The sequence below is a fragment of the Paracoccus sanguinis genome (genome assembly GCF_900106665.1).
In the GTDB taxonomy this organism is placed as follows: domain Bacteria; phylum Pseudomonadota; class Alphaproteobacteria; order Rhodobacterales; family Rhodobacteraceae; genus Paracoccus; species Paracoccus panacisoli.
Genome location: NZ_FNNA01000002.1, coordinates 991,882 through 1,005,836 on the forward strand (window position 1 = coordinate 991,882; position 13,955 = coordinate 1,005,836).

Genomic DNA, 13,955 nt, shown 5'->3' on the forward strand with positions numbered 1-13,955 from the left:
TCGATTGATTGCGCAATCCCCCACGGCTACGGTCAAAGAAAGCCCAGAAATTGGGCGCGCACAGTTCGCGTGCGCGCAGGGCTGGGCGGGAGCGCAACGTGGACCGGGACAAGGCCGAACTTCGCTGGGGGATTGAGCAGCGCCTCGAGTTCATCGAGTTCCGTCTGTTCTGGGAGGGACACGTCAATCGTATCGACGTGATGCAGCAGTTCGGCGTCTCGGTGAACCAGGCATCCTCGGACCTGAACCGCTACATCGCGCTGGCGCCGGACAACATGGTCTACGACAAGAGCGCGCGCACCTATGTCCGTGGCCCGGACTTCGACTGCAAGTTCCGCCCGCCGGACGCAGCGCACTACCTCGCCCAAATCCGCCTGGTTGCCGACGATGTGCTGGAGCGCGAGGATTGCTGGATCCCTGAACTGCCACCCTACGCATCCGCCCCGACGCCGGTTCGCGGCGTTGAGCCGGTGACACTTCGCTCGGTTGTCGGCGCCATCCGCCGGTCCGAGGCGATCGAGGTGAAGTACCAGTCCCTGTCTAGCCCCGAGCCGCGTTGGCGCTGGATCGCTCCGCACGCCATCGGGTTCGACGGGTTCCGCTGGCACACACGGGCGTTCTGCCTGACCGATGACTGCTTCAAGGACTTCCTGCTCTCGCGGGTGCTGGAGATTCGAGGATCGCGTGAGAGCGAAGCGTCAGCCGACGATGATCGCGACTGGCATTCCGAGGTCACGCTGGAGGTCGGGCCCCACCCCGCCCTGTCGGAAACTCAGGCAAAGGTCATCGCGCTCGACTACGGGATGCGTGGCGGCAAGGCGAAGATCAAGGTCCGACGTGCGCTGTTGTACTACGCGCTGAGACGTCTGGGACTCGATACTGATCCCAGCGCGAGGAAGCCACAAGACCAGCAGATCATACTTCTCAACAGGGAGGTCATTCATGAAGATCATGGATAGACTGTCCCGCATCTTCGGCAGTCGCGACGAGGCGACGAGCGAACCGGAGAGCCATGTTCTTGGCCCTTTCGAGATCCGGCTGATCGCCGAAGGGAAGCTCGAGCGGCTTGCCGATTTTGCGGCATCCTCCCGCCTCCACGCGGCCGACCCTAAGGGAGATACGCCGCTCCACCTTGCTGCGCGCATGGGCAATCTTGCCGTTTGCGATCTCTTCATTCGGTCGGGTGCTGACCCCGGCGTACTGAACCACGACCGACAGACGCCTGCTGATGTGGCATTTGCCGAAGGTCACGGTCTCACCGCGCAGCTTCTGTCTTCGCTTGTTGCGGGGTCGCCGGAAACGGAGACGGAGACGGTTAGCGAGCGCGAGGTTTCACTCGTGGTCGACTCTGTCGTTGCCGGGCACAATGCAGTTCGGGAGCACCGTTTCGCGGGAATTCAGGAGACTGAGCCAGCCGATAGGGTTGACGACCTGGATGACCTGCTGAATTTCGAAGCTGAGGCAGAACCAGAGGAATTCTTCGATCAGTACGCGGGCGATACGGCATCGGGGACATTCGTTGCGCTCGTCAGTTCGTCACCCGTGGTTTCGGATGACGAGGACGGGGATTGGGATCTCGACCTTTCACAAGCACCAATTTCCGGAGAGGGCATCGGCTCCAGTGCCGCTGCGGCCGCCGATCACGGTGCAGAGAGTGACTTCCTGCAGGTCCGCAACCGCGGCCGACAATCGGTCAAACGAGCGGTCGTCCAGACCGGCACGCGGATGTCGATCGACCCAGATCTCTGCTTCACATGGGCAGAGGAGATTCTGGCAAAGGGTCGGTGCTCCCTCGACGATATCGACCGCCTGGTCGCCCATTGCGAAGGGAATGGTGATCTCGAGGAACTGCGCATCAATCTCCAGCGCAACCTGGAAGCAGCTGGCTTCGATCTCGCTCAAGAGACGGGGCATGATGCCGACCTCTGGGACGCCGTCTCGGACACATCGTCCGATGACCTTGCTGACGCGATAGAGGCAGCCCTTACGCGTCGGACGCGGCTTCCCGGCACACAGCGCTTCGTCATGGACAAATCAGAAGAGCTGCAGTTGCTGGAGCCAATGATGCGGGCCAAGCAGGAACTCCAGCTGGGCATCCTGGCCTCCGAGACCGCCGTCGAAACGATCCTCGACGTCATGGACCGCATCCGCGACGGTTCGCGAGACCCCGGCTCGGTCTCCCTGAGAACCATTATTCCCTCGCGACCGGGCCATGCGGAGACGTCCGAAGTAATGGCCGCCGCGGACGCCCTGAGGTCGTGGCACACTACTGGCCGGGTAATGGACGGCAAACGACGAAGAGAGGCACTTGCTGCGCTCGAGGCATTGGAACTCTCTCTCGCATTCCACAAGGAGTTGGTCCGCAGACTGGAGCAGTTCCCAGCGTGCCAAGCCGAGGCCAGTGAGCTGGAAGCCGAAATCCTGATCTCCGAATCCGCTACCGAACACCTTATCCGCGAGCACCTGCCTTACGTGCGGCGGTTTGCCTCGCGGAACGTGGAGGAAGGCGAGGATCCAGAGGACGTCTTCCAAGTGGCGTTCATGGGTCTGCAGCGTTCCACAAGGCGATTTGATCCCGAACGTGGTTATCGCTTCCTCATCTACGCCACTTACTGGATGAGACAGGCCATCATGCGATGGCGCGCTGATGAAGGCGCGGCGATCCGCATCCCCGTGCATCGTAACGAGAAGATCACCAAGCTTGATCGCGCCCTCGAGAGGCTGGACGTTCGGGTCGGTGGCGCTGTCTCCGACCTCGAGCTCGCCGAAGATCTGGAATGGACAATCGACGAGGTCAGACAGTTCCGCGGCATCCCGCGTGAAGCCGAATATCCCGCAAGCCTTGACGACTGGGACAACCTGCTGCCCGAACCTCCAGAAGTGGATGTCTTCGACCAGGCAGAAACCGAAAGGATCGTGACAGACGCACTGGCTGATCTGCCGGAACGTCAGGCTGATGTGATCCGGATGCGCTTTGGTATAGGGCGCGATTCTGACATGACCCTCGAGGAAATTGGTCAAATCTACGGCGTGACGCGCGAGCGCATTCGCCAGATCGAAGCGAAGGGCCTTGATCGCCTTTCCCATCCGGGGCGCAAGCGTCGGCTCCAGGAGTTGCTGGGCTACGACAGCAGCCGCGGGACAAGAGCTTCCTCTTCGGCCGAGCGAGAGCAGCACAGCCCAGCGGAACCTGTAAAAAAGAGTCAAACACTGACGTCTTGGTCCGAAAGTCGGATAGATCGCCTCAAAGAACTCTGGGCAGCCGGTATGAGCGCAAGTCAGATTGCGCAGGAACTAGGGGGAACCAGCCGGAATGCAGTAATTGGCAAACTGAGCCGCCTCGGTCTAGTAGACTCCGACAGGGGGCAATGCCAATGACTGTGCGAAATGCCCCCCCGCATGCCGGTTCGATGCTCGAATCTTTGCGCGGGCTCGGCTACTCGCCTCCCACCGCACTTGCCGATCTGGTCGACAATTCCATCGCTGCAAATGCACGCGACGTCGCCGTTCATCTTGAGTGGGCCGGTCCAGAAAGCTGGGCAAGAATCGTCGATGACGGTGACGGCATGGACGACGCGGCTCTGGAGGCCGGCATGCGCCTTGGCGCTCGCGATCCGAGGACTGAACGCGCCGCCACTGACCTTGGGCGCTTCGGGCTGGGCCTGAAGACGGCCAGCTTCTCTCAGGCTCGTCGCCTGACCGTCGCCAGTCGGAAGGAAGGTGGACCGGTCGTCTGTTTGCGCTGGGACCTCGATCTCATCGGTCAGGAACCAGGCACCGAGTGGCCGCTCTTCGAGGGGCCGGCGCCGGGATCAGAGCATCTGCTTGAGCCGCTGGACCAGATGGCCCACGGCACCGTCGTTCTCTGGGAGAAACTGGACCGTATCGTGACCGATGGCTTCGCGGCCACCGACATGATCGAGCTCGCGGATCGCGTGGAGGCGCATCTTGCGATGACCTTTCATCGGCTCCTTGATGGCCAAATGCCCATGCTGCGCCTCTCGCTCAATGGCAGAGGATTGAAGCCTTGGGATCCGTACCTCATCGGTCATCCCGGCAAGGCGCTCGAAAGCCCCGAGTATCGGATCCTCCACACCACCGGTGTGATCGGGCAATGCCACGTCCTTCCGCATCGCGACATGCTCAAGCCTGCCGAACAGGAAGCGGCGGCGGGGCCCGGAGGATGGACGCAGCAGGAGGGCTTCTACGTATACCGCAACAAGCGTCTCCTTCTCGCTGGGGGTTGGCTTGGCCTCGGCGATGGCGGCAAGCCATGGCCGCGCGATGAAGCTCACAGGCTCGCTCGTATCCGGCTCGACATACCGAACAGCGCGGATGCCGATTGGAAGATCAATGTCCTGAAATCAACGGCCAGCCCCCCGGTGCGCCTGCGATCCCAGCTTCATCGTCTCGCAACAGAAACACGCGACACGGCGCGGCGGGTCTTCGCCCACCGGGGACACGTGACCCCGGCCTCAGGCACGCGCCCGAACGCAGTCGCCGAAGCCTGGCAAGTGCGGCGTTCGGCACAAGGAACGTCTTACCGGATCGCTCGTGACCATGATCTTGTCGCCTCGATCCTCGATCGCGCCGGGCCACTCAAGCCCGACATCCTCGCTCTTCTGAGGTTAATCGAGGAGACAGTGCCCGTGCAGCGTATCTGGCTGGATACGGCGGAAGACAAGGAGACGCCGAGAACTGGTTTCGCCGGAGCGGCTGACAACGAGGTGATGGAGACCCTGTCCTCGATGTTTGAAGCACTGGTGAAGTTCCGCGGGCTCAGCCCGACCGAGGCGCGCGAGCGACTCGGTCGCACGCCCCCATTCGACCGGCACCTCGGCCTGGTTGCAGCCCTTGCAGCGAAAGACACGCAATGACGATTTCAAACCAGAAGGCCTTCGATTCAATCCTTTCCATGGCCCAGAACATGCTCCGCCTTGCTGCGGAACGCGCTCAGAGCCCTGTCACTCCGGAAATGATCGAGAAGGAGCTGACCAAGCTGTCGATCATGATGGAGGACGATTTCGCCCTTGTTGATCGGGACGCGCTCGTTGACGAACTGATCCGCCGGTCAAGCCGCACGGTGGGCGAGAACGCCACCCTGTCGAGCGGTGAGGACCATGTTGCCTGGCTTGATGCAGAAAGAAAGAAGGGCTGGACCTATTGGCAGCGCTACTCGGAGTACATGGAAGCGCGCATCCCCTGGACAGCCCTCGACGCGCTCGACGTCGCCACTGACGAAGTCCTCTCACAGCTCGAGGACCCGACCCGGGAAGGCGCCTGGGATCGTCGCGGACTGGTCGTTGGCCACGTTCAGTCGGGGAAGACAGGCAATTATACCGGACTGATCTGCAAGGCCGCCGACGCTGGATACAAGATCATCATCGTGCTCGCCGGCCTGCACAACAACCTCAGAGCACAGACCCAGATCCGCCTGGACGAGGGGTTTCTCGGTTTTGCCACCATCGCGGATGCTGACGAGCTCCCAGCAGTGGGGGTCGGACTGATCGACAAGGACATGTCGGTCCGTCCCAATGCTGCAACGAATCGGAGCGACAAGGGCGACTTCAACACGGCCGTTGCCGCGAAGATGAACATCAGCCCGGAACAGCGACCGTGGTTGTTCGTCGTCAAGAAGAACAAGACGGTGCTGGAGCGCCTGCTGCACTGGATCCGCAACCGTGTGGCCAATCACGTCGACCCCGAAACAGGTCGCAAACTCGTCACCAACCTGCCCCTCATGGTGATCGACGACGAGTCCGATCACGGATCTGTCGACACCGGTGAAGATGTCGTGGACGAGTTCGGCAACCCGGATCTCGAACACGAGCCCAAGACGATCAACAGGTTGATCCGGTCGATCCTCCACCATTTCTCGCGGAAGGCTTATGTCGGCTACACGGCGACACCTTTTGCGAACATCTTCATTCATGACCGCGGGGAGACTCAGGAGCACGGACCGGATCTCTTCCCCGCAGCCTTCATCACCAGCCTTGCGGCGCCATCGAATTATGTCGGACCGGGTCGTGTCTTCGGATCAGCTTCCAGCACGCCGGAAGACCTGCCTCTGGTGCGCCCGCTTTTGGACGATGAGTTCCAGCCGTGGATGCCGCCACGACACAAGAACGGCTACCGGCCGCGATGGCAGGGGGATGACCGTGTGCCGGACTCGCTTGCAGAAGCGATCCGCTCCTTCGTCTATGCCTGTGCCGTGAGGAAGCTGCGCGGACAGGGCAGCAAACACTCCTCGATGCTCATCCACGTTACCCGCTTCACCTCGGTGCAGAACGCCGTCGTCAACCAGGTCGCAGAGTACGTGCGAGATCTGAAGGGCCGCTACACCCGCGGCATCGAGCTCGAGAACCTCGAGGCGTCCATGCGCACGGAGTATCAGGAAACCTTTCTGCCAGGGATGCAGGGGATCCGTTCCGCCCTCGTCGAGGGTGAAACGCTGGAGGACTTCTCGTGGGCCGACATTCGTGCCGTCCTCCCCGACGTACTGTCCGACATTCGCGTCCGCGAGATCAACGGCACGGCCAAGGACGCACTCGACTACGCCGAAAATGATGGCACCGGCCTTAAGGTGATTGCCATCGGCGGCGACAAGCTGGCGCGTGGTCTGACGCTCGAGGGTCTCTGCACGAGCTACTTCCTTCGAACCGCACGCATGTACGACACGCTAATGCAGATGGGGCGATGGTTCGGCTATCGCGACGGCTACCTCGATGTCTGCCGCCTCTACACATCGCAGGAAATGGTGGAGTGGTTCGGCCACATCGCCGATGCCGCAGAAGAGCTCCGCCAGGAGTTTGACAACATGGTCGCGGCCGGCGCTACGCCAAAACAGTTCGGTCTGCGGGTGAAATCGCATTCCGTGCTGACGGTGACCTCTCGGGCCAAGATGAGAAACGCTCGCGCGATGCAGCTGACCTACTCGGGCGACCTTTTGCAGACCATCGTGTTTCCCAACCGCAAGGAGGACATCACTGCAAACTTCAATGCCACGGATCGGTTCATCAGCGCACTCGGTCCATCGACGGATCTGAACGATCAGCATTTCGTTCCACAAGGTCAGAAGTGGAACGGTCACCTCTGGCGGAATGTGTCAGCCCTGAACGTCATCTCGTTTCTGCGGGACTACAGGACCCACTCCGCCAGCTTCAGGATCATGAGTCCGCTGATTGCGGACTTCATCGAGGAAATGAACAAGGATCGCGAGCTCACGAGCTGGACCGTCGCGCTGATCGGGAAGGACAGCGGTCCGGACGACAAGCACCGCAAAGTAGGCGGTTGCTCGGTCAACATGCTCCAGCGCAAGCGCACCACCGAACATACCGATCGATACTCGATCAAGACCCTGATCTCGCCTCGCGATCAGGCCATCGATCTGACCGAGGCGGAATGGAAGGCAGCGCTCGAACTCAGCCAGAAGACCTGGCGCAACGACACGGATCGAAACGAAGGCAAGGAGCCGCCGTCCGAACCGAGAGGCCCACAGATCCGTCACGTACTCGGGGAAGGCGTCGCCGAAGCGGGCATTCCGACTCGTCGGGAACGAGGCCTTCTCATGCTCTATCTGCTCGATCCCGAGGGTGCGGGTGTCGATGAACTGAAGGATGCCGATCCCGTCGTGGCCTGGGCAATCAGTTTTCCGTCAAGCACTTCCGAGAGAAGGGTCTCCAACTCGAGGTACATTGCCAACAGCGTACTGTGGGGGGGCCTCAATGACTGGGTGGACTGAAGAGGGGATTGCTCGTGCCTGGCGAGCGCTCGCGCGACAGGAAGCGGCGGAAGACTGGCGGTTTGTACATCTCACCGATATGGGCGCGGTCTCGGTTGAGGCGGGTTGTCAGTTTCCACTCGGGCGGGAGGCGCTGATCGTCTCCTTTCCGGGATCTTGGCCGATGAACCCAGCAAGGCTTCCTGAAGGCAAGGGCTTCGACGTCGCCTGCATCGAGGGGCAGACCGTATTCGCAGGCAAGACGGCGATTGCTCTCGTCAGGCGGCCAGAGGGCTCACCCGACATCTTCGCCATCATGGTCGTGGATGTCTTGAGAGCGCTGGAGACTGCAGCCAACGGCGCGGGCCGCGACGTTATGGAGGCGTTCCTCGAGCGGGTCAGGGAGTGGCAGGCTTTCATGGCCCGATCACACCGCCCTCTTTCGTCCGACGCGCAGATCGGCCTGCTCGGCGAGCTTTGGATGCTCAGATTGCTGGCGGACACTTCCTTTGGGGCGGGTGCTCTCGACTGCTGGCAGGGACCGTTGCGAGCGGCGCAGGACTTCCACGTTCGGGGGGGCGCTGTAGAGGTGAAGAGTACGATCCGCACCGGCAGTTTCCTCGCGCGGATCAACAGCATCGAACAGCTGGATGGTGACCGGGCGCCGATCTTCCTGTGCGCCTTCCGCTTCGAGGAAACCACCGATGGGATCTCGCTCGTCAGTCTTGTGACTGAACTCCGAAAGAGGTTCGGACTGGCCGGAGTGCAACGCGGGTTCGAAGCACTGCTCATGGTGATGGGGTACCTCGACGAGCATGCAGCGCTCTACGGGCGCACACTGACATTGAAGGACGCAAGGGCGTTCCGCGCGGAAGGTGACGTGCCGCGTCTCACGCGCGCGGCGCTTCCAGCTGCCATCCGCTCAGCTGCCTATGTGCTCGACCTCGACGCGCTCGAAGTTCCCTCGATCGGACTTTCGGAGTTGATCAACGAATTTGGACTGGATTGACATGAGCCTCGATGATTTTCACCGCAACTTTCGTTCCGATCTGCAGACAATCATCGCCGAGCGCGTAGAGGCCGGCGAAGGCCCCTTTCCTTCGGATGAGCTCGTCTTTGCGGAAATGGTCATGGAGCATGTCGCAGAAACCGGGATCTGCGAGGCACCAACCGTTTGTCACTGGAGCGGCAAGGTCGGCAACGCGAAACTCCGCATTACGGGCTATGCGCTCAGCTCCGATGAAACGGCTCTCGACCTCTTCGTGACCCACTATTTCGGGACCGAAGAACTGAACGATCTCAGGGACTCGGATGCCACCGCAACCGCAAGCGAAGGCGTTCGCTTTCTGTTTCGAGCGGCAAGCGGCAACCTCGATGCAAGGATTGATCCGACGCATCCGGTCAGGGATCTGGTTGCGACCATTCGTTCTCGCTGGGGCGACATCGACCGACTTCGTGTGTTCGTGATCACCGATGGCAAGACCAAGACCAAGCGGTTCTCGAACAAAGAGGTTCACCAGAAGATGGTGGCCGTCGAGGCCATGGATATGGAGAGGCTGTTCCGCCACACCGAGGGCAAACCGCGAGACGAGCTGGCCGTGAGTTTCGTCCAGTCGATCGGTCGGGCGCTTCCCTGCGTACATGTCCCAGACCCTGATGCTGACTACGAGTATGCCCTTACTGCCATTCCCGGGCAGCTCATCCGGGATCTCTATCTGCGCTACGGTACGACCCTGCTCGAAGCCAATATCCGCACCTTTCTGGGGAACAAGCGCGCGGTCAACAAGGGCATCGTCGAAACGCTGCGAAAGGAACCGGAGCACTTCCTCGCCTTCAACAATGGCCTCGTGCTTGTCTGCGACGAAGCGGCCTTCGAGCGGACTGAGGACGGGAATCTGGGCCTGTCCTTCCTGAAGGGTCTGCAGATCGTGAACGGCGGCCAGACGACCTCGACCATCTACTTCTCATCCCGCGATGATCGCACCATCGATCTGAGCCACGTCATGGTCCCGGCCAAGATCATCATCCTCAAGGGATCGCAGGACGAAGCGCGCGAGAGACTGATCAGCAACGTGTCCCGCTATGCGAACAGTCAGAACGCGGTGAAAATGTCCGACCTGTCGGCAAACCGCCCGTTCCATCGAGAGCTTGAGAAACTCGCGAACGACACGTGGTGCCCTGACGGTGCAACGCGATGGTTCTACGAGCGCGCAGCTGGCGCCTACAACGTCATGCTTCTGAGAGAAGGCACCACGCCGGCCAAAAGGCGAAACCTGAAGGAGATGATCCCGCCGAAACGCAAGCTGACCAAGAACGACATCGCCAAGTACCATGAAGCGTGGCGCTGCAAGCCGAACCAGGTCGCCATGGCTGGCGAGAAGAACTTCGCGGCCTTCATGGCTGCTCTCGATGACGATCCGACCATTGTGCCCAGCCCACTCGATGCCCGCTGGTATCGGGCGATGATCGCCAAGGTCATTCTGTTCAAGGCAATTGAAAGCATGATCAAGACGAAGGAGGCGAAGGAGGTGTTCCGCCAAGGATGGGTGAACATCGCCACGTACGTCGTTTCGGTGGTCGCTGACCGACTTGGCGACAAGCTCGACCTCGAGCAGATCTGGATGCGGCAAGGGATTTCAGCTGGTCTGCGGGACCTGCTCTGGGACTGGGCCGTTGTCGTGAACGCCGAGTTCAACAGGATCGCTCCGGGCCAGCAGATTTCGGAGGTTGCGAAGCGTGCGGACACGTGGGCGAAGGTTCGATCCGCTGAATTCCCTGTTCCGCGGGGTTCAATCCAAGAGCTGCGATAATCATGATCGCCTGACATCGGCGTTGTCGCAAATTCTGGCCTGGAGCCAGTCACTACATATGGGTGGTTTTCACCGTTTCAACGTAGATAGCACTAGCGCAGCGATCTTCCTTGCAAGAAACGGCGGCACGGCGTTTCCGACCTGGACATACTGCTGTGTGCGGTTGCCGAGAAATAGGTAGTCGTCGGGGAAGGTCTGCAGGCGGGCCGCCTCGCGAACGGTCAGGCTGCGGCACTGGATCGGATCGGGATGGATGAAGTAGTGGCCATCTTTCGAGATGTGGCTCGTGACCGTGGTCGATGCCTCGTCCGCCAGCTGAACCCGGAAGCGGTCGTTGAAGACACCGCTGTGCCAGTTGCGGTGATCTGGGCTGATCACCAAGGGAAATTCAGCAGCCTTCGGGCTGTAACCACGGACGGTCCCGAACACGGCAGCAAACAGATAGCGGCCCAGATCCGAGGGCATGTGTCCGCGCGTCTCGTGCTGGGCAATCGCGCGAAGTTCCGGTCGCTCGATCCACTGCAACAACTCATCGTTCGAAGTGCCATAGCCGTCCGGTAACCGTGATGAAGCCCGAACGGTTGGCGAGCTGTCCTTCATTCGCTCTGAAACGGTCAGGAACGCTTCACGGAGCGCACGGTTCTCCTTCCCCTTGGAGATGCCGGCCAGCAGCTTCGCGGCGTCGAGGACTTCTCCTCGCCAGGCAGCGGCGTCGTCGCGCCCGCGGCTGATGCCGCTTCGCAAGGCGGGCATCGTTTCGATGACATCGCGGACAGTCCGCGCCATCCCGGATACAGCGATCTCCGCATCGGCGGCCCGTCCTGCGAGGTCCGAACGGATGCCGATGATGATCACCCTGTGGCGACGCTGCGGGACTCCGAACGCCTCGGCGCGCACGATGAAATCCGAAGGCTGTGCCGCCTCCTGCAGGCTGGCCTTTCCATCCTCGACCCCGACGGCACGAAGTTCGTAGTGATGGGCGTGACCCGTGCCAAGCGAGGAGAGATCCTCCATCAGCATCTCGAAGACAAGTCGGCTCTCGACGGTGGACGAAAGCATGCCCTTCACGTTTTCCATCACGAAGGCGGCGGGGCGAAGCTTGTCGAGAACCCGGATGTACTCGCGAAAGAGGTAGTGGCGCGCATCCTCCTCCGGGACGTACCCGACCTTGCCTCTGGAGCGGGCGCGCCCCACCAGGGAATAGGCCTGACAGGGCGGGCCGCCGATCAGGATCGTGTCGTCGTACTTTGCCTTCAGCGTCGCGATGGCGCCATCTATGGCGTTCGCAGCAGCCCCGGTGCCGAGCTCGAGCGCCCGGGCTTCGTCGATGGTATGCTGCCACGCTTCGCCATCGACGGCTGACCAGTCCGGTTCGGATGCCAGCCCGGCATGGAAATCGATGAACTCTTTCGGCAAGACGCCATGACGTGCACGGTACTCGCGCAGAAAGGCACGCAGCGTCAGGGTCCGATGGGCCGACGCCTCCTTCTCGACCGAAATGCCGATCCGGAACGGCGCATGGCCGTCCTCGACGAGGGAAGCGAACCCCTCGCCAAGTCCGCCCGGACCGGCGAACAGATCGACAATGCCGAAAGTGGAAGGCAAATCAGGCTCCTGACGAATTTCATTCAGCCGGTGTATACCAGGTTCAGGGACGAAAACCAGGACGGATGTGACCGATATCGTGGACCAGCAGACCCGTTCCCGGATGATGTCGGGGATCAGGGGAAAGAACACCAAGCCCGAGCTGGCTCTCAGGCGGGCATTGCACGCGCGCGGTTTTCGCTTCCGGCTTCATTCCGGCAAGGTTCACGGTCGACCGGACCTTGTCCTTCCGAAGCACCGCGCCGTGGTGTTCGTGCATGGTTGCTTCTGGCATCGACATAAGGGGTGCCGCTACGCGACCGTCCCGGCAACCCGGCCGGAGTTCTGGCGGGCAAAGTTCGACGCGAACGTAGCTCGGGACCGCACCGTTCGCACGACGCTTCTGGACGGTGGATGGCGCGTGGCAACGGTGTGGGAATGCGCACTGCGGAAGCTGGATCAAGTTGCCGCTTCGGCCGAACTGCTGTCGACCTGGCTGCTGTCTGACGAAGATCAGATAGAAATCGGCGCGGACGTTTAGCAGCCCTCCTGAGCCGGACCTCGATCCGGACGTTGCGCTCAGCCGACCTTGCAGCCCCAGAAGGACGTGTGGTCTGCCGCGAAGTAGCCGTCCGCGACCCGGAAACATCCCTGCAGCTCCACGGTATCGCCGGCGGTGAGGGGCACCATGGTCTGCAGCCAGATGGCGGTGGCGAGCGAGACATGGGTGGCGGAGATTTCGCCGAGGGAGCCGCGGATTTCCGTCGTGCCGTTCAGGACGAGCCGCCCGCGCATGCGGGCCGTGGCGCTGGCGTTGATCTTGTAGAGCAGCGTCGCGCCGAAGAGGTAGGTGCCGTCCACCGGCGCCACGAAATGATCGTTCGCGGCGTCGAACGCCCCTTGATCGTTTTAGAGCCTTGGATGTGGTTTTCGGCAAGTGTCGCGGCTGGCCTGGCGTCCCCGCAATCACCCTTCCGCCAACATTTCCATGAACCCGCCATCCTCGCTGGGCCGCGGATCCTCCTTGAGATCGAAGATCACCCCTCCAACCACGGCGCGCCATTCCGAGGTGATCTCTACGCTCTGCGCGGACCGGCGCACGGTGATGATTACCGGTGCCTTCGATACGAGTCTCGCCTGCATGACGGCCTCGGAGCCGCGCAGATAGCGGACATGAGCCCAGATGGTGAAGCGATCCTCCCAGCCATGGACGACGCCACCCATGTCGTCCTCGATCATGACGAAGGACTGGAACGTGACGCGCCGATCGAGCTGCCCCGCGTCCATGTTCACAGCCGGATCCTGCGATAAGGTGCCAGCAGCGCCTCGACGGCGAAGGGCAAGGCGGTGCCTGTGCCCGTCACCTGTCGATGCTCGTACCATTGCGTGACCAGCAGCAGCATAGCCTGCCGGATGGCGGCAGGCACTTCGGCCGGCGCGCCATAGCCCGCGGTGAAGGTGACGGCGACGGGCCGGCCAAGCCTCGTGGTCGTCCGCAGCAGAGGACGTTGATCCTGCATGACGACGTGGTAGTTCAGCTCGCCTCCTTCTGCGTCGCTGAAGATCGCACTGTCGATGACGGTATCCGGAAACGGTAGCCGGATTGGGCCGGTGACCGCCGGCAGTTCCGCGCGCCAGGTCTGGGTGACGAGGCAGCGACCGAGGATCCCGGATGGGCCGTCGAGCCAGGCTGTGGCGGCGTCGATGTAATGCTGGAGGAGGAGATCCTCGTCATCATGCGAGACGCGGGCCTGCGCCTTGACCTCGGCCAGCGTGATCGGCGGTGCGGCCGGTGGGGTGACGAGGACCAGCCGCATCAGTCTTGGGCCTTCCCGTAGACG

11 protein-coding genes are annotated in these 13,955 nt (G+C 61.7%); 7 read left to right on the plus strand and 4 right to left on the minus strand.

The window, feature by feature from the left end; translation table 11 throughout:
* Positions 1–98 precede the first annotated feature (98 nt).
* The 6 genes from BLW17_RS11215 to BLW17_RS11240 are packed head-to-tail and all read left to right on the plus strand — an operon-like array spanning position 99 to position 10,530.
* Positions 99–959 carry a BrxR family helix-turn-helix transcriptional regulator gene (locus BLW17_RS11215; RefSeq protein WP_036731421.1) on the plus strand — a complete coding sequence of 287 codons (861 nt, stop codon included), beginning with the start codon at positions 99–101 and terminating at the stop codon, positions 957–959.
* A complete protein-coding gene (locus BLW17_RS11220) occupies positions 943–3,378 on the plus strand; it encodes a sigma-70 family RNA polymerase sigma factor (RefSeq protein WP_036731424.1) in 2,436 nt (811 codons plus the stop codon). Before BLW17_RS11215 ends, BLW17_RS11220 begins: the two co-directional genes overlap by 17 nt.
* A 32-nt stretch (positions 3,379–3,410) precedes the next feature.
* Entirely contained in the window at positions 3,411–4,877 is a 1,467-nt protein-coding gene (locus BLW17_RS11225) for an ATP-binding protein (protein WP_231572720.1), read from the plus strand.
* Positions 4,874–7,741: a Z1 domain-containing protein gene (locus tag BLW17_RS11230; RefSeq protein WP_036731428.1), complete on the plus strand. Its 2,868-nt coding sequence runs from the start codon at positions 4,874–4,876 to the stop codon at positions 7,739–7,741. Before BLW17_RS11225 ends, BLW17_RS11230 begins: the two co-directional genes overlap by 4 nt.
* Positions 7,725–8,729: a PD-(D/E)XK motif protein gene (locus BLW17_RS11235; RefSeq protein WP_036731431.1), complete on the plus strand. Its 1,005-nt coding sequence runs from the start codon at positions 7,725–7,727 to the stop codon at positions 8,727–8,729. Before BLW17_RS11230 ends, BLW17_RS11235 begins: the two co-directional genes overlap by 17 nt.
* Before the next feature lies 1 nt (position 8,730).
* Positions 8,731–10,530, plus strand: coding sequence for an AIPR family protein (locus tag BLW17_RS11240; protein ID WP_036731434.1), 1,800 nt, complete (start codon positions 8,731–8,733; stop codon positions 10,528–10,530).
* 69 nt (positions 10,531–10,599) lie between these two features.
* Here the strand turns inward: BLW17_RS11240 and BLW17_RS11245 are convergent, their stop codons facing one another.
* Entirely contained in the window at positions 10,600–12,135 is a 1,536-nt protein-coding gene (locus BLW17_RS11245; protein ID WP_170835599.1) for a DNA cytosine methyltransferase, read from the minus strand.
* Between the two features lie 67 nt (positions 12,136–12,202).
* On the opposite strand from BLW17_RS11245, the gene BLW17_RS11250 reads away from it, so the two are divergent.
* A complete protein-coding gene (locus tag BLW17_RS11250) occupies positions 12,203–12,655 on the plus strand; it encodes a very short patch repair endonuclease (RefSeq protein WP_074826657.1) in 453 nt (150 codons plus the stop codon).
* Positions 12,656–12,693: 38 nt separating this feature from the next.
* On the opposite strand, the gene BLW17_RS11255 is transcribed toward BLW17_RS11250, so the two are convergent.
* From BLW17_RS11255 to BLW17_RS11265, 3 genes are all read right to left on the minus strand, one after another.
* Complete coding sequence (locus tag BLW17_RS11255; protein ID WP_052176207.1) at positions 12,694–12,984, minus strand: hypothetical protein; 291 nt, start codon at positions 12,982–12,984, stop codon at positions 12,694–12,696.
* 96 nt (positions 12,985–13,080) lie between these two features.
* The gene (locus BLW17_RS11260) at positions 13,081–13,401 is read right to left on the minus strand and encodes a phage head closure protein (protein WP_036731437.1); all 321 of its coding nucleotides are present in this window, start codon (positions 13,399–13,401) and stop codon (positions 13,081–13,083) included.
* A 2-nt stretch (positions 13,402–13,403) separates the two neighbouring features.
* Entirely contained in the window at positions 13,404–13,931 is a 528-nt protein-coding gene (locus tag BLW17_RS11265; RefSeq protein ID WP_036731440.1) for a head-tail connector protein, read from the minus strand.
* Between the last annotated feature and the right edge of the window lie 24 nt (positions 13,932–13,955).